Source organism: Corynebacterium stationis, assembly GCF_001941345.1.
Lineage (GTDB): Bacteria > Actinomycetota > Actinomycetes > Mycobacteriales > Mycobacteriaceae > Corynebacterium > Corynebacterium stationis.
The window spans coordinates 1,363,003-1,382,236 of sequence record NZ_CP009251.1; the positions used below are offsets into that span (position 1 = coordinate 1,363,003).

Annotated in this window: 16 protein-coding genes and 1 pseudogene; 6 read left to right on the plus strand and 11 right to left on the minus strand. The window is 54.3% G+C overall.

Going from position 1 to position 19,234, the window contains the following annotated elements; genetic code table 11:
• Positions 1-12: 12 nt before the first annotated feature.
• Genes CSTAT_RS06350 through gndA form a run of 3 tightly spaced genes read right to left on the minus strand, consistent with a single transcriptional unit; the run spans position 13 to position 3,751 of the window.
• Positions 13-888: a 3-methyladenine DNA glycosylase gene (locus CSTAT_RS06350; protein WP_075722849.1), complete on the minus strand. Its 876-nt coding sequence runs from the start codon at positions 886-888 to the stop codon at positions 13-15.
• Between the two features lie 2 nt (positions 889-890).
• Positions 891-2,255 carry a DEAD/DEAH box helicase gene (locus CSTAT_RS06355; RefSeq protein WP_075722850.1) on the minus strand — a complete coding sequence of 455 codons (1,365 nt, stop codon included), beginning with the start codon at positions 2,253-2,255 and terminating at the stop codon, positions 891-893.
• Between the two features lie 35 nt (positions 2,256-2,290).
• Positions 2,291-3,751 carry an NADP-dependent phosphogluconate dehydrogenase gene (gene gndA / locus CSTAT_RS06360; protein ID WP_075722851.1) on the minus strand — a complete coding sequence of 487 codons (1,461 nt, stop codon included), beginning with the start codon at positions 3,749-3,751 and terminating at the stop codon, positions 2,291-2,293.
• An 83-nt stretch (positions 3,752-3,834) separates the two neighbouring features.
• Here gndA and CSTAT_RS06365 point away from each other — a divergent pair, with 83 nt between their 5' ends.
• Complete coding sequence (locus CSTAT_RS06365; protein ID WP_075722852.1) at positions 3,835-4,302, plus strand: PaaI family thioesterase; 468 nt, start codon at positions 3,835-3,837, stop codon at positions 4,300-4,302.
• 59 nt (positions 4,303-4,361) lie between these two features.
• On the opposite strand, the gene corA is transcribed toward CSTAT_RS06365, so the two are convergent.
• Entirely contained in the window at positions 4,362-5,435 is a 1,074-nt protein-coding gene (corA, locus tag CSTAT_RS06370) for a magnesium/cobalt transporter CorA (protein ID WP_066797592.1), read from the minus strand.
• Positions 5,436-5,550: 115 nt separating this feature from the next.
• Between corA and CSTAT_RS06375 the strand changes: the two genes are divergently transcribed.
• Positions 5,551-6,153, plus strand: coding sequence for a class I SAM-dependent methyltransferase (locus CSTAT_RS06375; RefSeq protein ID WP_075722853.1), 603 nt, complete (start codon positions 5,551-5,553; stop codon positions 6,151-6,153).
• Between the two features lie 122 nt (positions 6,154-6,275).
• Here CSTAT_RS06375 and CSTAT_RS06380 read toward each other — a convergent pair whose 3' ends face one another.
• Positions 6,276-7,631, minus strand: a complete 1,356-nt coding sequence (locus CSTAT_RS06380; RefSeq protein ID WP_075722854.1) for an NAD(P)/FAD-dependent oxidoreductase — start codon at positions 7,629-7,631, stop codon at positions 6,276-6,278.
• A gap of 248 nt (positions 7,632-7,879) precedes the next feature.
• Between CSTAT_RS06380 and CSTAT_RS06385 the strand changes: the two genes are divergently transcribed.
• Together CSTAT_RS06385 and CSTAT_RS06390 are read left to right on the plus strand one after the other, a co-directional pair.
• Complete coding sequence (locus tag CSTAT_RS06385) at positions 7,880-9,172, plus strand: class I SAM-dependent methyltransferase (RefSeq protein ID WP_066839864.1); 1,293 nt, start codon at positions 7,880-7,882, stop codon at positions 9,170-9,172.
• A 230-nt stretch (positions 9,173-9,402) separates the two neighbouring features.
• The gene (locus CSTAT_RS06390; protein ID WP_066839862.1) at positions 9,403-9,987 is read left to right on the plus strand and encodes an SRPBCC domain-containing protein; all 585 of its coding nucleotides are present in this window, start codon (positions 9,403-9,405) and stop codon (positions 9,985-9,987) included.
• Positions 9,988-10,134: 147 nt separating this feature from the next.
• Here CSTAT_RS06390 and CSTAT_RS06395 read toward each other — a convergent pair whose 3' ends face one another.
• Together CSTAT_RS06395 and CSTAT_RS06400 are read right to left on the minus strand one after the other, a co-directional pair.
• Positions 10,135-11,514, minus strand: a complete 1,380-nt coding sequence (locus tag CSTAT_RS06395; protein WP_075722855.1) for an MFS transporter — start codon at positions 11,512-11,514, stop codon at positions 10,135-10,137.
• A 733-nt stretch (positions 11,515-12,247) separates the two neighbouring features.
• Positions 12,248-12,958 (minus strand): YceI family protein, encoded by a 711-nt coding sequence (locus CSTAT_RS06400; protein ID WP_211273028.1) that lies wholly within the window; start codon positions 12,956-12,958, stop codon positions 12,248-12,250.
• 545 nt (positions 12,959-13,503) lie between these two features.
• On the opposite strand from CSTAT_RS06400, the gene CSTAT_RS06410 reads away from it, so the two are divergent.
• Positions 13,504-13,887, plus strand: coding sequence for an RNA polymerase-binding protein RbpA (locus CSTAT_RS06410; protein ID WP_066793926.1), 384 nt, complete (start codon positions 13,504-13,506; stop codon positions 13,885-13,887).
• Between the two features lie 89 nt (positions 13,888-13,976).
• Here the strand turns inward: CSTAT_RS06410 and CSTAT_RS06415 are convergent.
• From CSTAT_RS06415 to CSTAT_RS06430, 4 genes and pseudogenes are all read right to left on the minus strand, one after another.
• Positions 13,977-15,129 (minus strand): annotated as a pseudogene (locus CSTAT_RS06415) (ABC transporter ATP-binding protein).
• Positions 15,130-15,167: 38 nt separating this feature from the next.
• Positions 15,168-16,085 carry a polyprenol monophosphomannose synthase gene (locus tag CSTAT_RS06420; protein WP_075722857.1) on the minus strand — a complete coding sequence of 306 codons (918 nt, stop codon included), beginning with the start codon at positions 16,083-16,085 and terminating at the stop codon, positions 15,168-15,170.
• Positions 16,086-16,142: 57 nt separating this feature from the next.
• Positions 16,143-17,711, minus strand: coding sequence for an apolipoprotein N-acyltransferase (lnt, locus tag CSTAT_RS06425; protein ID WP_075722858.1), 1,569 nt, complete (start codon positions 17,709-17,711; stop codon positions 16,143-16,145).
• A gap of 19 nt (positions 17,712-17,730) precedes the next feature.
• Positions 17,731-18,333 (minus strand): FxsA family protein, encoded by a 603-nt coding sequence (locus CSTAT_RS06430; RefSeq protein WP_083640725.1) that lies wholly within the window; start codon positions 18,331-18,333, stop codon positions 17,731-17,733.
• 82 nt (positions 18,334-18,415) lie between these two features.
• Between CSTAT_RS06430 and CSTAT_RS06435 the strand changes: the two genes are divergently transcribed.
• Positions 18,416-19,198, plus strand: coding sequence for a cobalamin biosynthesis protein CobG (locus CSTAT_RS06435; RefSeq protein ID WP_075722860.1), 783 nt, complete (start codon positions 18,416-18,418; stop codon positions 19,196-19,198).
• The last annotated feature ends 36 nt before the right edge of the window (positions 19,199-19,234 follow it).

Below are 19,234 nucleotides of genomic sequence, written 5' to 3' on the forward strand. Positions count from 1 at the left end.
GCCTTTCATTTCCTACGCCACAGTATTATCGGAACTTAGATTAGCGCGTTTAGCTTCCTCAATGAGTGCGACAAGCCGACTGCGCATCGGCTTTGCGCGGTCTGCCAGGGCGCGTTGGCGCCGCACATATTCAGCCTTACCTTCGGTAGTTTCAATCGCAACTACCGAAAACCCTAGCTCACGGCAGTCGTAGGGGGAAGCCTCCATGTCTAGAATGCGCGCATCGACAGCTAGTTCTAGCGCGTCTAGAAAAAGCTCGCCAGGCACTAAGGGGCCCATCTTCCATGCCCATTTGTACAAGTCCATTGTGGCGTGCACACAGCCAGCTTGTTCGACGCGAACTTGGTCTTCGCGGTGCAAGACTGTGAGGTTCAAGGGGCGCGCGGGTGGGGTAAAGAAGCGGAAAGCATCATAATGGGAGCAACGAATGCGGTGGGTTTCCACCACTTCATCGGTCCCAGCTTGACCCAGTCGCAGCGGTAAATCGTGGCGAGCATCCCCAGACTTATACAACATCGCCCACTCGTGCAGCCCGAAACATTCAAATCGGGAAGGATTCGCAGCAGAGTTCTCCATCAGCGTGCGGATGTGTTCCATCGAGTCGCCGCGACGCGCCCAGAAGGCCGGGATATCCAGCGCAACCCCATTGTCATCGACAACGTAGTCGCGCCAGGTGGCATGCGGTGCTTCAACCGCTCCTAGCAGCTTAACTCCGACGCCGGGATGCCATTGCCGCAGGTGCTTGGGGCGCACAGGGTAGTAGTTGAATAAAAAGTCGTACACGGGGTGCTTTTCACCGGGATGCCGATAAGCAGCAAGCAACTCATCCGCGCGGTGTTGGTGCGCCTGCATGCGCGCACCCCATTCGGAAGGGTCGAGGAAAATCATATTTATTGTGAGCGACGTCGGGAGTTGGTAGAGCGGGAAGGCTTATTGCTTGTCGATGCACCCCTGCCGCGCTTTTGACCGTTTCGCGAGGACGAGCTGCGCTTGTTGGCTTGAGTCTGTCTGGTCTGCTTATTCGGCGCTGCCGGCTTTTTAGCAGGCTGCGCCCCGGGTTCAGGAACTGGAATTCCAGTAGCCGCTTGGGCTCCGGTGATTTGTGCCAGGGTGCGGTTATACGCGGGGCTGGCGTCGGTGGAGATATCGACGGTTTGAGCATCCACGCCAGCTTTATCGATGAGTTTTGCTACTTCATCGCGTTGTTCATTCATTACCAAGGTGACAACGGTGCCTGATTCGCCGGCGCGCGCGGTCCGTCCCGCGCGGTGCAAATACGCCTTGTGTTCGGCAGGCGGATCGACGTGGACAACCAAGGACACATCGTGCACGTCGATGCCACGGGCGGCAATATCGGTGGCAACCAGTACGGATACGCTGCCATCGGCGAATCCCTGCAAAGTGGTGCTGCGAGTGTTTTGTCCCTTATCGCCGTGCAGACCCATAGCGGAAATGCCAGCGCGTCGAAGCTTTTTCGCTTGTCGGTCCACGCCGTGCTTAGTGCGCATGAACATGATGGTCTTGCCATCGCGAGCACCGATGCGGATGACTACCTTATTGCGATCCTCGCGCTCGCCGACATAAAAGAGATAGTGCTTCATTGTATCGACCGCAGCTTGAACAGGCGCGGTGGAATGCGTGACGGGGTTATGCATGAAGCGGTCAACTAACTTGTTGACATCGCCATCCAAGGTGGCAGAAAACAGCAGGCGCTGCGCATCACGTGGGGTGAGGTCTAAAAGCTTCTTGACCTGCGGCAAGAAGCCCATATCTGCCATTTGGTCGGCTTCATCGAGGGCGGTGAGGCGAACATCGGAAAGCGAAAGCTTCTTCTGATTGACCAGGTCCTGTGCGCGGCCAGGAGTGGCCACCAAAATATCCACCGGGCGCGCCAGCTGGCGAATATGATGGTTGATGTTGACGCCACCGACCACCGCGAGAACGCGCAGTCCCATGGAGTTGGCAGGTTCATCGAGGCGTTCTTGAATCTGGATGGCCAATTCGCGCGTCGGTGCGAGAATCAAGGCGCGGGGGCGAGCTGGCTTGGATGCTCCGGAGCCGGCGAGGCGGGCAATGATCGGCAAACCAAAGGTAAAAGTCTTGCCAGAACCAGTGGGTCCGCGGCCGAGGATGTCCTTTCCGGCTAAGGCATCAGGAAGCGCCGCCTCCTGGATGGGAAACGGCGAGGTGATCCCTTGCTTTGAAAGGACGGAAACAATGGGTCGGGGCAAGCCGAGATCGGCAAAAGTAGTCATTGCCCATCAGTTTAGCCGCCGGTATTGCTTAAAAGTTAATTCATCTGGGTAAGTGAGCGGTCCGCAGACCACTCGATGTGGAAAGTGCCTTCCTTATCGACGCGCTTGAAGGTGTGCGCACCGAAGAAATCACGCTGTCCCTGGACCAGAGCGGCTGGCAGGCGCTGTGCACGCAGGGAATCGTAGTAGGAGAGCGAGGACGCAAATACAGGTGCTGGCAAACCTAGTTGGGTAGCGGCGATGACAACGCGACGCCATGGATCGATGAGATCGGAAAGCTCACCCTTGAAGTAAGGATCCAAAATCAAAGCCGGCAGCTGCGGATTGGTGTCATAAGCTTCGCGAATACGATCCAGGAATTTCGCACGGATGATGCAGCCGCCGCGCCAAATGGTCGCGAGATCGCGTGGGTCAACATCCCAGTTGTGCTCGTCAGAACCAGCCTTGATGAGGTCAAAGCCCTGGGAGTAAGCAATCAGCTTGGAAGCATAAAGTGCGCGGCGGACGTCTTCGACAAAGTCCTCGCGGGTAGTACCCAGCGCATCGAAATCAACAGCGGAACCTGCTGGTAATTCGCCTTCCTGCGCAGCCTGGCGCTGGTTAGCAGAAGAAGACAAAGCACGCGCAAAGACAGCTTCAACGATTGCGGTGATCGGGATACCGAATTCTAGACCGCTAATGCCCGTCCATCGGCCGGTGCCTTTTTGGCCCGCAGCGTCTAAGATGACATCGACAAGCGGCTTACCAGTGTCTGGATCCGTAGTGGCAAGAACTTCTGCGGTGATTTCAATGAGGTAGGAATCCAAGTCGCCAGAGTTCCATTCCTTGAACACCTCAGCGATTTCCGCTGGTTCCATGCCCGCGCCGTAGCGCAGCAGCTGGTAAGCCTCACCGATGACCTGCATGTCGGCGTACTCGATGCCGTTGTGCACCATCTTGACGAAGTGGCCAGCGCCATCGGGACCGATGTGGGTTACACAGGGGACACCGTCCACAACTGCGGCAATCGACTCCAAGATAGGGCCCAAAGTCTTCCACGACTCAGCAGGACCGCCAGGCATGATGGACGGGCCGTTGAGTGCACCTTCTTCACCACCGGAGATACCAGCGCCGACGAAGTGACGGTTACGCTCCGCCATCTCCTTTTCACGACGAATGGTGTCGGTGTAGAGCGCATTGCCGCCGTCGATGATGATGTCGCCATCTTCCATCGCATCTGCGAGCTGGTTGATGACCGCATCGGTCGCAGCACCCGCCTGGACCATGATGATGGCCTTGCGTGGGCGTTCCAAGGACGCGACGAATTCCTCAACCGTTTCCGAAGCAATGAAATTGCCTTCCGAACCGTGATCCTCGATGAGGGCGCGGGTGCGTTCCGGGCTGCGGTTATAGACGGCGACGGTATTGCCATTGCGGGCAAAGTTACGAGCTAAGTTGCTGCCCATAACTGCCAAACCGACAACACCAATGTGTGCTTTATCAGTAGATTGACTCATGCCAGGTATTTTACGCACACCTTCAATCTTCGTGCCGATGAAGTGACACCTAGTACACCCCGCGGTGATTAAGATAAGAAGCTATGAGCACCCCGAAGCAGACGAAGGAAATCCGCGCGCAACTCGATGAGCTGCTAAAAGCCGCACATGAGCGGCCCTTGAATTCGCAAGAGTTGTTGATGATCAATGAAAATACCATCGGCTTAGATGCGGTTTTAGGTCTTCGTTATACTCACATCTCCCGTGGCGAGGTGCGCGCGATGGTGCGCGTTAACCCGACGCTGTTGCAGCCGTGGGGCTTGGTCAACGGCGGAGTGTTTAGCTCTATTGCAGAATCCGTGGGCTCCTTGGCCGGGGTCGTCATGGCTGGGGAAGTAGTCGTGGGGGTCAATAACAACACCGACTTCATTAAATCGGTCACCCAGGGCATCATCGAGGCGCGCGCAACGCCGATTCAGGCCGGGCGCCGCAGCCAGATTTGGAATATTGAACTGCACCACGAAGGCAAACTCGTTGCCCTCTCCAAGCTGCGCACGATGACGCTTGGGTGAAATTCGTTTCGAATTTCCCCAACGAGCTTCCGTTGTAGGAAAATTGCTTTAAAATTTTCCTACAACCAGTTGTTTTTGCGGAACCACCAGAAAATAACGGCGACGGTGACCACCATGAAAGCAATGGAGGCGTAGTAGCCATATTCGGCATGTAGCTCGGGCATGTTATCGAAGTTCATGCCGTAAATACCGGCGATAAGCGTCGGCACTGCCGCCATACCGACGACCGCAGAAATGGTGCGCATGTCGGTATTTTGCTGCATGGAAACCTTGGCGACGGAGACATCGAGTAGCGAAGATAGCCGCTCATCAAAGCTTTGGATATGGTCTTTGACCACAGACTGGTGATCGTTGACATCGCGCAGGTAGGAGCGGATTTGCTTGTCGATGAGATCCTTGTGGTTTTCCACTAACGACTTCAAAGCCGCAGATAGCGGCTCAATGGCATGCTTCATCTCCAAGATCTCACGCTTGTAGAGGTAGATGCGGTTGACATCGAATTTGGCGCCCGGTTCAAAGACTTCTTCTTCGATGTCATCGACTTCGATAGCAAGAAGTGCAGAAATCTCCGAGTAACGGTCAACGAGCATGTCCAAGATCTTCCACACCATGGCAACGGGACCAATTTCCACCAATGACTGATCATCGGCAACCGTGTATGCCAAGTTGGGCAGCTTTGCCTTGTGACAGACGGTAATCAGGAAGTTTTTGCCCATGATCATTTGCACCTCACCGGTGGAGATGACGTCACGGCGGTCTTTGACCTCATCAGAGTCGCGGTAGTTTACCGAGCGTGCGACAACAAAGAGTTGATCGTCATAGCGTTCCAGCTTAGGCCGCTGGTGAGCGACGACGGCATCTTCCACGATCAGCTCATGAATGCCGAACTGCTCTGCAATGCTGGTCATTTGGTGCTCTACTGGCTCCACCAATCCCACCCATACGAAGCCGCGCTTGTATTCGGCGACTGTGTCTAAAGCAGAATGTGGCGTGAATTCACCCGGAAGGGCTTCGCCGTCAACAAAGACACGGCAGTGCTCGATGGCGCGTTCTACGGGAACTTTTACTTTCGAAGGTGAGGGAGGCTCCACCTTCGGCTTGCGTGGCCTAAAGGGCGACGGTACAGCGGGCATATCAGCCTCCTTGTCCCAGGATTGAAAGTTTTCTAAACAAAGCGCGAGCTTAGCGCCTTGTTCATAATGACGCTTAGGAATCATACCCCCAAGTTGAACGCCTATACTGATTGTTATGGCTACTTGGAAAGAAATCACGGACGCAGATCCCTCGCACTCGCATAACTACGCTCGTCGCTGGAAGGTGCTTGAGGCAGAGGGTAAAGATATTTACGGTGAAGCGCGAACCGCCGATGCCATGTTGGAGCGCGGTTCCAAGGTACTGGACGCCGGCTGCGGCACGGGCCGAATCGGGGGCTATTTAGCACGCCAAGGCCATGACGTGCTCGGCATGGACATAGACCCGATCTTGATTGATTATGCGCGTGAAGAGCATCCTGACGTGCGTTGGGAAGTTGGAGACCTCTCCCACGATGAAATCCCTGACAACGGCTTTGACTTCGCAATCTCCGCGGGAAATGTCATGGGCTTTTTGGCACCTGAGGGCCGCGAAGGCGCCCTGCGCAATATCTTTAATGCGCTAGAGCCCGGTGGGCGCTTCCTCGTCGGCTTTGGCGAAGGCCGCGGTTGGACCTTCGAGGAATTTTTCAACCTGGTAGAAAAGGTTGGCTTCCGCATCGACTTCAAGTTCTCTTCCTGGGACTTGAATTCCTATAGCGCCAATTCCACCTTCCTCGTCGCGGTCTTATCGCGCCCAGGCAGCTCCTTGCTCGGCTAAATAGCTTTCGTGCATGCCGCGCCTTCAACCCGCGGCAAAAAGCAAAGTGCTCGTCTTCCTCCTCACAGTGTGAGGTAAGACGAGCACTTTTGCTATAACGCTAGAAATCTAGCCGGAAGGGTTTACTTCACTTCCTGCTTCGAAGCATTATCAATGATGTTGCGGGCATATGCCTGCTGCTTGGTGATTTCGATGTTGCTGCGGGAACGGGTGAAGAAGTTCTGTGCCCAGTTAACAACAGCGACAAGTCGGTTGCGGAAGCCCTGCAGGTACATCAGGTGCAGACCCAACCATGCCAACCAGCCGACGAAGCCGGTGATTTCGGTCTTGCCCATCTTCACGATGGCATAGCCACGGGAGATGATCGCCATGGTGCCCTTGTCGAAGTAGTCAAAAGCTTCGGTTTCATTGGAGGTCGACTCTTCGTCAACCTTGGCAGCAATCAGCTTCGCAGCGTGAGCGCCACCCTGCATAGCAACCTGCGCCAGACCAGGCAGACGGTTCAGACCCATGAGGTCACCAATAGCGTAGACATTGGAGTACTCGCCCACGGTGAGGTCTTCGTTGGTGGAGACGCGACCCGCGCGGTCAACCTCGACACCAGCCTGCTCGCCAACCAAGCGAGCCAGTGGGGAAGCAGCAACACCCGCGGACCAGATCTTGATAGCACCGGTCAGAGTGTGCTCCGAGTCGTCCTTCATGTTCTTGTAGGTGACGGACTCTTCATTGACATCGGTAACCATCGCGTTGAGGCGTACATCTACGCCCAGCTTCTCCAAGGCACGCTGGGACTTGCGTCCCAAACGCTTACCGAATGGTGGCAGCACCTGTGGTGCGCCATCCAGCAGGTAGATCTTCGCGGAAGAGGTAGAGAAGTTGGAGTAGACATCCGTCAAGGTGCGGTTTGCCAACTCAGCGATCTGACCGGTCAGCTCCACACCGGTTGGGCCAGCACCGACGATGATGAAGGTCAAAAGGCGCTCACGCTCCTTAGGGTCATCGGTAAGCTCGGCCTTTTCGAACGCCGAAATGATGCGGGAGCGTAGCTCCAAAGCGTCGTCCAAAGACTTCATGCCAGGCGCAAACTCAGCAAAGTGGTCATTGCCGAAGTAGGACTGACCGGAGCCGGAAGCCAGGATCAAAGAGTCGTACTCGAAGACGCGGGTGAACTCGTCATTGACTGCAGTCACGGTCTGGGACTTGATATCAATGTCGGTTACTTCAGCGTTAACGAAGTTCGCGTTGTCCTGGTTGCGCAAGAGCTGACGAGTGGAAGGAGCAATTTCGCCAGCAGAAATCATGCCGGTGGCTACCTGGTACAGCATTGGCTGGAACAAGTGGTGGTTCTTCTTGTCGATCAAGGTGATATCAACGTTCTCACCCTTGAGCTTTTGTGCAGCAGCGAGGCCGCCCATGCCCGCACCGACGATTACAACGTGGTGACGGCCACCGTTTGGACGAAATGGAGCATCAGTCATTATGAAGGAGCACCCTTCCTGGTAGGTATAATAAGTAATTTTTCGACGTAAATAGTCTAGATCCGAAAAGGCTGAAAGACTAGTTATTAATCACTGTGGCTTAACTTCTGTGCGGCATGCCTGATAAAAGAAGTGATTTTAAGTAACTATTATCGGACGTTGAGATAAACGTTAGCTCTTTGATGAGCGTTCCGCTGGGGATCTCCCTTGTATTATTTCAGGGGGATCTGAGGATGAGAAAGGCAGAAATGGCCCTAGACCAACACTTGTCCAGCATTGACGCTGAACAATGGCCTGGAATAGCTACATATCCAAGTGGAATTTTAACTAAAGTAAGGGCCCGGAAGGCAGAAGCGGAATTCGCAAAAGCCTGCTCACAGGCAGGTCTTTCCTTGGTCGAAGATCCTGACTTAGTGGTCCACCATGACGCTCTATTTGCGCGCATCGCCCACAGTGGTTGGTTGGGAGTCGCTGAGTCTTATATGGCTGGGGAGTGGTCTACACCGGATTCTGCGACTTTGGTAAAAGTTCTCACACGGCTGCTGAAAGTAGACTACAGCCCTGCTACGAAAGCCGTTGAGATCTCAGAATCTTTCGGTGGGGAACTCCCCGGCGACTTGGTCAGCCTGTATTCCGGCGACGGCTTGAGTCATCACGGCGGACTCTTTACGTCCGGTGTGCACACCACGGTGCGGCAGTCCTGGCCGTCTTATACCCGCGGTCCAGGGGCGAAAAAGCCCCACTTCGTTGATGTCACCACGATGTACGAGCCCGATGACACCGTAGACCGGGAGGACCTCGGCGATGCACAACGGCGGTGGGCTCAAAAACTCTGCGACCTGACGAAAACAGGCGTGGGTTCCCACATGCTGGTTTATCCTGCCTCAGGTTCCCAGGTTGGCGTACAGGCCGCCACACGACGTGCCACGGTTGATATCGCCTCGGCTGACGATGCCCACTTAAAGTACCTGCACGAGCAATTGGTCTTAGAGGGCGTGGAAGATTCCGTTGCTTGCATAGCGCTTGCCAAGGGTATTCCTAATCGCACCGAGCTGCGTAGTCGTTATGAGGCGATTGTGAGCATCGAAAAGCTTGAAGCTTTAAGCCCCAAGCAACGGCAAGTCTTTATCGAAGCCCTCGGAAGGTTATTGGTCGGCACTGGACGTGCAGTCTTGCAATCTTTGGTTTCCACAGAGCACATGACCAAAGCCGCGCGTTCTGCGATGCAACCTTTGCGCGCTTATATCTGGCCAGGCATGGAGCTGCCGAGCGTCGACGATGTCCATAAACTAGTTGAGCGTCATTCCGGGCTGCGAATCGTGGAACAAATCCACTTAGGCGCTCACTACCAGGCATCCTTGCAGCATGAGCGTTCCTTTTTTGACGGGCGATTGCGTGAGGCTGCCGCTGCTGGCTTCGATCAAGTCTTCCGCCGCTTATGGACATATCAATTCGCCCTGCGTGAAGCGCTGCTGGCTTTAGAGATGGTCGATTCCGTGGCGTTTGCCGCAATGCATCGTCACCGCGGCGGAAAGCGCTAACTTCTGAGACTATTGTTGCTGGTGAGAGCAACTTTTAGCCCCCTCCAATTGGGGGTGATGAGCGATTTCGTTACCACCTTTTTTAAAAGGAGGGCTAGTGTTGTGTCTTGCTTAAAAACAAGCATTCTTTTCTAAAGGGTCTATTAACTGCTAATGGGCCCTTTCGTGGCCTTGAATGCCTTTCATAATCTATACCTAAAATGCAGTATCTACTTAAGGAGACTGTTTAAGTGTCTGTACAGCGTGCTTCGCAGAGCTTGGGTGGCGCAAACGCCGTAGCCCTCGTGGATGCAAGGGATGCACTCGATGTCGAGAACTTCGAGCCAACCGGTGATATCGAAGAAACTGACAACGGCCGTCAGATCGTTATTTCGCGTGAGCTGCCGCAAGCTCCGAAGGTCGTGTGGGGCTACTTGGCTGATGCTGCACGCATCTCCCGGTGGTTTGGGCATTGCCACACCATGGACAACCCTTCACACATGACCATGGTCTCTGAAGAAATCCAGTCCACCTATGACGTCAACATCGCAGAATCCATGCCTCCGCATTTTCTGCACTTGGAAGTCAACGACCACCAGGGGCACGATCTCAACCTGCGTTTCTACCTAGCGGAAGAAAATGGTCAGACCTACCTGGAGTTCCACCACAGCGTGGAGGGCGTCGAGGACCAGGTTGGCCTGATCGCTCCGAAGTGGGAATTGATTCTGGACCGCCTCGAAATCGCTCTTGATGGCGGCGATATCAACGATGTGTGCCTGGCTAATTACTCCTGCCAAATCGCTCACTACAGCGACGCTGGAGCAGCCCACCACTAATCGAGGGTATAAGTACATAAATACATAAGTGTATTGGCACCGACCCTGGTGCCGAAAGAAAAATTCCCACCCAGACTTTAGAAACATGGTCTGGGTGGGAATTCTTATTTTTCACAAGGGGAGTAGTCCTTGGAGAAGGGCTACAGCTTAAACCTCGTTAAGATCTTGCTTCGACAATTCCTTCATGCATAGCACTGCAATCAAGGAGATTGCGGAGATGATCGCCAAGTAGATACCGACTGCGTGAACGCCGACTTCAGCGACCAGCCAGGTGGCAATAAACGGTGCAATCGCAGCGCCCAAGATGGAAGAGACGTTGTAGGAAATACCAGAGCCCGTGTAGCGCACGTTAGTAGGGAAGAGCTCAGGCAAGACAGCGGACATTGGGCCAAAGATAAGACCCATCAAGAACATGCCGATGGTCAAGAAGACTAGTACGGATGCTTCTGTCGCCGCATCAATGGCCAAGAATTGGGTGAAGGTAAAGCCAAAGACGATGATCAAAGCCGAGACAATTGCCAAAATCGGCTTGCGGCCGTACTTATCTGCGAGGATGGAAGAAACTGGAATACCTGCGATAAACGCGAAGATGGAGACCAGCTGCAGCTGCAGGAAGTCGGTGTATGGGATGCCCAGGCCAAGGCCCTTAGAAGGATCGCCAATACCGAAGGAAAGAATCCACGTGGTGACTAAGTAGAACAAGGTGTAGCAGCCCACCATGACGAAGGTGCCAATTACCATTGGCTTGCCAGCAACCTTGAATACCTCAGTGACAGGTGCTTTAACCTTCTTGCCCTGGTCGACGGCATTTTGGAAGACCGGGGTTTCCTCCAGCTTCAAGCGCACGTACAAACCGATAAGCACCATGACTGCGGAAGCCAAGAATGGAATGCGCCAGCCCCATTCCATGAAAGGGCCACTGGTGTCGCCGCGGGTGTAACCCAGCGCGGAAACCAGAATCAAAAACAGGCCATTAGCAAGGAAGAAGCCGAATGGCGCACCGAACTGTGGCCACATGGCTGCCGATGCACGCTTGCCATCCTCAGCGGTTTCAGACGCCAGCAGGGCAGCGCCTGACCATTCACCACCTAGGCCGAGACCCTGGCAAAAGCGCATCAGTGCCAGAAGCCCTGGTGCGATAATTCCCGCAGTGGCATAAGTTGGCAGCAGGCCAATGATGAAGGTAGCAATACCCATTGTCAGCAATGCGCCCACCAAGGTTGCCTTGCGGCCGATGCGGTCGCCGAAGTGGCTAAAGATGATTGAGCCCAGGGGGCGTGCCACGAAGGCCAAACCAAAGGTAGCAAAAGACTGCAGCAGCGCTACTGTTGGATCCTCAGTAGCGGGGAAGAAGAGTAATGGGAAGACCGCTACAGCCGCCGTGGCGTAGATGTAGAAGTCATAAAACTCGATCGTCGTGCCGATGGTCGAGGCAAAGGCCACGCGACGACGGTCCTTGCTAGTCAGCTTCGGTGCGGTTGCGCCATCCGGTGGCGTATTGCCGTCTTGGAAAACAGAAGTAGTCATTTACGGCGCTTTCTAATTAAAAGGTTCATTGGGTGAGATAGAGATATAGGCGGTGTTCAACTATCACCCGGCGTTTTAGATAATGTCTCACCATGTGGCCAATTATGTTCCAACTAGTGAGAATTATAGATTAGCCGTTTTGCGTGAGTAAATCAAAGATTGAAATGCTTTAAAGGCAATTTAAGGGCGTCAGTTGCTAGTTGTGTCGGCCGATATGGCTACGGAGCGCCCAGACAGATTGCCAGAGCTTGTCGATGCATGGCCAGCATCAGCAAAGGGGCGTGCCGACGTACGGCCATGCAGTTATGGGAAGAGGGATGCGGATATAAAATGACATAATGTACATTATCGGACAAAAGTGGAAGTTATTATTATCTTGCCTGGATGTCCATATAGCGTGCGCTTGTCCTTGCCCGCAGTCTGCGCCGCCTTGTGGGTGCCTACCGGTTACTGGTGTCGCTTACTGCTTGCGACTTGCAGTTGCCGCGCGGTTCGGTTCTGCAAAGCCTCCGTGCGAAGCTTGCTGCAGTTCTTGCGGAGGTTCATGACCGCCTACATGTTAGCCCGCGCTCTGTGGCTTGAGGGCTTCAATATTTGTTTGAAGGGCCTTTTAGGCTTGGCTATGTCACGATCGGTGTTTGGGCCACCCTTTTGCCCCACACACGCGATAGCCCCTAATAACGTCACTGTGACGTTATTAGGGGCATTTAGAGGGTTTAGCTGATTGCTGAAGTTAGTTATCGATCTTCTTCATAGTCAGGCGAATATCTACGGTGCCTTCTTCATCGATCTTTGCTGCAATCATGTCTGGCGTGATCACGTTGAAGTCCAGGCGGTTAATTGGAATATTGCCGCCGAGCAAGATGGTCTCGCCGTCGCGTGCGACCTGGAAGGTTTCCGTCACGGACTTGGTTTCACCCTTGATGGTGAGATCTCCGGTGAGTTCAACATCGGCGAGGCTGCCGTCTTCAGGTACTGCGCTGATGTCGACGGGCTCGGCGAGCTCAAAGGTGGACTCTGGGAACTCGGAAGTCTCGAACAGCTTAGTCTTCATGTTCTCATCACGAACCTTCTTGTCCGTGGTAAGACCATCCATGATGACGGTAATCAGCGCTGATTCAATGGTCTGTTCAGAAATTTCTGCCTGACCGGTAACATCATTGGTTGAGCCGGAAGTAACAGTTTGTTCAGCTGGCAAAATTTCTGCGAAGGTAAAGCCGACTGAGGTGGAATTATTAGGATTACCTGCAACAACTTCCCAGTTGCCGTCGACTTCAGTGGACGCAGGCTTGGTTTTCTCCGCGTTGATCGGCTCGGTGGTTACTCCGGGGCCGGTAAAGATTGAGTAGAACATCGGGACCAGGGCTACAAGCGTGAGACCAACGATGATCACAATAAAAATTGGAACCATGATCTTGCGGTTGTAGAAAATCTTTTTCAACATTAGGTTTCTATCTCAACTCTTCCACTCGGCGGGCAATGCTTAACAATTCTTCAACCAATTGCCGTATCTCAGATGCCGGCGCTTTATCTTCCACGGCGGTGGCTATATCTTCGGCCGAACAACGGAGCTCAAACAGCCCATCATGCAACTTCACCGCGCGCTCAGGCGATAGTATCAAGGCTTTGTCGTTGTCTGAAAAATTCCGAAGGGCCACGCGCTTTTCATAAGCTCGTTGCTTACATGCAGAACTGCAATACTTCTTTGGCCTGCCTCTACCCTGGTTTATGATGGTTTTCCCACACCTCAGGCACGCAGCTTGCTCGCGTTTGTCACCGGAAGTATGTATCACTGTTTCCACCTTAGTACATGATTGCGAAATCTCGTAGGTCGCTGAGTGCTATTGCGCACCTAAATCTTAAGCCTTAAGGGTGCCGGGAACAATTCGTGACCTTAGTTCGTTATACTTATAGCTCTGTTTAATGAGAAGGTCGTGTGGGTATGTTGCCCGCACTCTCCTATCCCTAGATGTAAAGGATGATGTCGCAATGGCAGATCGCGTACTCCGTGGCAGCCGAATGGGCGCAGTTAGCTACGAAACCGACCGCGACCACGATCTCGCACCACGCCAGATGGTCAAGTACCGCACGGCAGCGGGCGAGATCTATGAGGTTCCTTTCGCACACGACGCAGAAGTACCCGAAGAGTGGCTGTGCAAGAACGGCTCATGGGGAACCTTGGTAGAAGGCGAAGGCGTGGAATCCAAGCCCGTTAAGCCTCCACGTACTCACTGGGACATGCTGCGTGAACGTCGCTCTATCGAGGAGCTTGATGAGTTGCTAGAGCAGCGCATCGACGCTTTGCGCAAGCGTCGCCGTTCGGCTGCTCGCATGCTGAAGGAACAGCAGGAAGAACAAGCTAAGAACGCTTAGTTTTGGTTTTATGCGCTAGTAATCTGGCAAGAAAGACGATTGGTGGCACCTTCCCGACAAGGAAAGGTGCCACCAATTTTTATGCCTACTTAGTTTAGCCGCTCGCCATCATCAGAAGAGAAGACGTGAAGACCACCCGCAGCGATAGCAGCATGGACCGTCTCACCGGTTTGGACATGCGTATTGGCATTAACCCGCATGACGATCTCTGCGGCATTTTGTGCCGCCACGGGCGCCGCAGCCGACAGGTTACCATCACTGCTGGAAAGATGGCCGTAAAGGTAGGTGTCGCTGCCGAGTTCTTCCGTAAAGTCCACGGTAAAGGCAACCACCCCATGGCTATCAGCGGGTAGCTGCTGAGCGTCGGAAACCTGCTCTAGGCCTTCGGGGCGAAAGCCCACCACTACCGTGGACTCGCCAGATTCTGCTAATACCGCGCGGGCATTATCTGGCAGCTTGACGTACGCTGCGCCATTGCTGGCCATGCCTTGGGCATCGACGTTAAAAGTCGACAGGTTCATCGCGGGTGAGCCGATGAAAGAGGCCACGAAGGTGTTTTTGGGGGCATCGTAAAGCTCGCGCGGGGTGCCAACCTGCTGCAATTTACCCTCTTGCAAGACCGCGATGCGATCTCCCATTGTCAAGGCCTCGGTCTGGTCGTGCGTGACATATACCGTGGTCACGCCTAGCTTGCGCTGCAGCGCAGCAATCTGCGTGCGGGTTTGCACACGCAGCTTGGCGTCTAAGTTAGACAAAGGCTCATCCATCAAAAACACCTGCGGGTTACGCACAATCGCACGGCCCATGGCCACACGCTGGCGCTGACCCCCCCGACAGTGCCTTTGGCTTGCGGTCTAAAAACTCCGTCAAACCGAGAGTTTCAGCAGCCTCGCTGACACGCTTTTTGATCTCATCCTTGGACTTGCCCGCCATCTTGAGCGCAAAGCCCATGTTGTCACGCACCGACATGTGCGGGTACAGCGCGTAGTTTTGAAACACCATGGCGATGTCACGCTCACGTGGCTCCTGATTGGTGACATCCTTGCCCCCAATAGAAATGGAGCCACCAGTAACCTGCTCCAAACCAGCGAGCATGCGCAAGGTAGTGGATTTACCGCAGCCAGAGGGCCCGACTAGAACTAAGAACTCGCCATCAGCGATTTCCAAGTTAAATTTGTCGACAGAAGGCTTATCCGCACCTGGGTAGGTGCAGGTGGCGTTTTCAAAAACTACGTGAGCCATGACATTCCTTTTTAGGGTTAATTAAGGTTGCTAAAAGCCTAGCGCTTAATGTTGGAGCGCACGTCGTTGACCGTAAATTTAGCGATCTTCCACATCTCCCCTGCCATGTCACCGACAAAGGACGCTGCTTCTCCGAGCTTGGCTGGAATGGAGGTCACCCCGCTATCATCGACCAAGCGCTTGACCACAGGAGTGATATCTTCAACGGCATCTTTGGCCTGTTCGCTGCGGTGCTCAAGACCCCATTTGGTTACTTCAACCAGGGAGTCTTTAACAAAGGAGCCATCCAGCTTGGATTCGCCATATTCACGCTCAGTGAAGGTAATTGGCACCTCGCGGACATCGAAGCCATCCTTGACAGCGCGGAAAGCCAAGTCCACCTGGAAGATATAGCCGGCATCAGAAAGCTCATCGAAGTCAATGGATTCCAAAAGCTCGCGACGGAAGGCACGGTAGCCCGCGGTCATATCGGAAAGACCCGCGCCCAGCGCTACGGAAATATAGATATTGCCCAGGCGCGAGAGGTACTCACGCGAAGCTGGCCAGTTGACGGTTTCACCACCAGGAACATAGCGGGAGCCAATAACCAAGTCAGCGCCATCGGCGATCTGCTCCAGCAACAAATGCAGCTGTTCCGGCGCATGGGAGCCGTCGGCATCCATTTCGCACAGAACCTGGTAGTCGCGCTCTAAGCCCCACTTAAAGCCCGCGATATATGCGCCCAGGAGGCCATCTTTGCTCTCGCGGTGAATGACGTGCACGTGGTCATCTTTGCCAGCGTATTCATCAGCTAATTCGCCGGTGCCATCAGGTGAAGAGTCATCCACGATCAAGATGTGTACCTCTGGCGTGGCTTCACGCACGCGCTTGGTAATGAGCGGGAGGTTCTCAATTTCATTGAACGTCGGAATGATCACCAAGGTGGTGTCAGACTTTACGGTCTGGGGAGAAGTCACGGCGTTGGTACTCCTTAATCAGCAATAAAATGGGTGCGGCCAAACAAACCTTAACCACTATAGTTTAGTCGCTGAAGTTGCTTTTGCCGACTTGGCATCGCCACGCCGACTTTTGGGCTGGCGCTTTGTCCACCAAGCATACCCTGCTCCCGCCACGCCGAAGACGGCGAACACAAGCTGAATCCACCAGCCATAGCGCATCGCAAACGTCAAAGAATCGCGCCGCGGGAGTTCTTCCACCAAGTAGCCAGCCTCAAAGATCTCCGTGTGCTGCGATACCGTGCCGTCTGGCTGCACAATCGCTGAAACACCGGAGGTAGCAGGCACCACCATCGCTCTATCAGCCTCAATTGCGCGCATGCGGCTCATGGCAAGCTGCTGATAAGTCATATCGGAAAAGCCAAAGGTGGCATTGTTCGTCGGACTGGTAAGAATCTGCGCACCGTTGTCGATGGAGTTTCTAAAAGCATTATCGAAGCTGACCTCATAACAAGTAGCCACGCCGACCACGACACCGTCCATATTCACAACGCCTGGACCATCGCCGGGCTTAAAATCCCCGGCAAGCTCCACATAATCACTGACGTGGATCAGCAGATCGCGCAAAGGCATGGTCTCACCAAAAGGCTGCAGGTACTTCTTGTGGTGATAGTCCCCAGGCCCATAATCGGTTTCAAATACTTGCATGGTGTTGCGTTCCCCGACCTCATCTACGGTCAAGGTGCCCACCAAGATCGGAACGCCAACGGAATCGACGGCCTCATTAATCAACGCGCGCGCCTGGCGGTCACGGAAGGGATTGACATCCGAAGAATTCTCCGGCCACAGCACAATATCGACGTCTTCGCCAGAGTCTGCAAGTTCCTGGGTGACGTTGACGTGGTTATCCAACACGGCCCTGCGCTGCGCATTGAACTCCAAGCCTAAGCGTGGAACATTGCCCTGGATCGCCGCTACTTTGATCGTATCCGTGGTGTGTGCAGGCTGGTTAACGCCCAGCTGCGCCAGAAAGCTCAGCCCGAACGGAACTAAAGCACAAACTATCGCCACACCACGCATCCCCCATCCGCTGAAAGCTTGCTTGTCGATGCCCCCGCGTACATCGATAAGCACTGCCGCGATTGCGGTACCAACGGTCGCAGCAGCAACGGTCACAAGTGCTGGTCCGCCCCAGGCTGCCAGAAAAGCCAAGGGGCCATCTACCTGCCCCCAGCCCAGCCGCACCCAGGAAAATCCGCCGAAAGGTGCCGAAGATCGCAGTAATTCAACCGCGAGATAAAAACTGGGAAAGATTAAGAACCCCCAGCGCAAGCGCGCGATAAAGACGCCGAAGATTCCCAGCAGCAACGCATACAGACTCAAAAAGACTGAGAGCGCAATATACGGCATGGCCCCTACTAGTTCCCCGATCCAGGGCAAGAGCATTAAAAACGCGACTAGTGAGTGAACAAACGCGATCAGCGCACCTGACTTCGCGCTGACAAAGTTGCCGCGCCACGGGCAAAGGGACAAAAACAGCCCCGTGATGCCGAAAACCCCCAGCAGCCAAAGGCCGTGGGGTTCATAGGAGTAGTAAATTCCGACGCCGGATAGACCGGCGAGCAGGAGGCGAAGAAAAAGTAACACTCTTAATTACTAGCACTTACTAGCCGCGGGAAGATCCATCTGTGCCGTTCGATCCGTTACCGCCGTTACCACCGAAGTCTTCTGGGGATAGAGACTGACTCCAGTTGCGGATCTCGTCTTCATCAACGACTTCGCTTTCTTGTGCAGCACTTGGTTGCGTGCTAGACGTGCCGGCGGTGCCGAAGCTTCCGTAGCTATCGTGTTGACTGGACATAGGCGATGCATCGTAGAAGCGCACGCCCATATTTTCTACGGACTTAAAGAGCTTGACCGATAGCAGGGTGCGCAACAGCGCGCGGGTTGGCGGCAAGATGAGCAGGATGCCAAGAAATGTAGTGAGGAATCCAGGAAGGGATAAAAGCACACCACCGGCTAGGGTTAAGCCCACATTTCCGGCAGTACGTCCTGGGGTGGCGTCTTCCATGATGACCGAGCCATCTTCGGTGCGTGTGGTTTTTCCATGCATGATGCGGCGGACTTCTAGGCTGGCGATGGTCATGCCAAAGAGCATGGTGGCCAGCAGCAAGAGCAGGGTCCACCCGAGACCAATGAGGTTGGCAATACCTACGAAGGCTAAACCTTCTAAGACGATGTATAAGAACAAGACAAGCATGAACGGCATAATGCAGACCATCCTACAAGCTCGGCTGTGACAAGGCATGTGTACATGCTGTGGATTTGTCACCAAGTAGTAGAATTGCCGCATGCCTCGACCAATTATTACCTCCCAGCTAGATTCCACCGTGCTTCGTCTCTTTCCCGCCGGTGGTACGACTACGCCGAAAGATTGGCTGGAGTTGGCTGAGAGCGCGCGCACCTATGCGGATGCGAATATCTATCTCAGTGCGCATAGTGCCGTGGAACTGCGCAACCTCAAAGACAGCGAGAATGCAGCAAAGCGCTTGAGCGCCACTTCCTTGCACACCAGCTCGTGCCGTGTTGTTGCCTCGCCACTGAGTAAGCAAGCGCGTCACCTTGCCCAGGCAATTGGTTCTAAAGTGCCCGAGTCTGCGGCCGAGAGCCTTCTTATCGGTGTCGATGGCGGCGAAGGTTCAATTGCTTGTCAGCAGCTGGATGTGTGCGTGCAGGTAGCAGACGATAGCTCTGAGGTGCAGATCAGCACTTCGCAAGAGGTCATCCGCACCACCGTGGAGCAGGCTCCGGATGCCGTGTCAGAGATTGCAGAGGGCATTGAGGTAGCTCATGACGAAGCGCTTTCTGATGCCACCCTGCCCACCACCCCACTACCCATCGGCTGGTTAGCCGATCACATGCCGGAAGGCCGCGTGGAATTGGGCGTGGGCTTATTCGAAGGGGTCATGAGTGCTGATATCGCCGAGCTAGTGGGGCGCATGGAAGTGCCCGTGACGATTACGCCGTGGAAAGGACTCATCTTCCACGATCTTGCCGAAGGCGACGCAGATGTTGTCGTGCGTGTGCTCGCGCCCCGCGGGCTGATCTTCGACGTCAATTCCCCATTCCTCTAGAGATAAGTGCTGATCGCACTTATCTGCGGGAGGTAC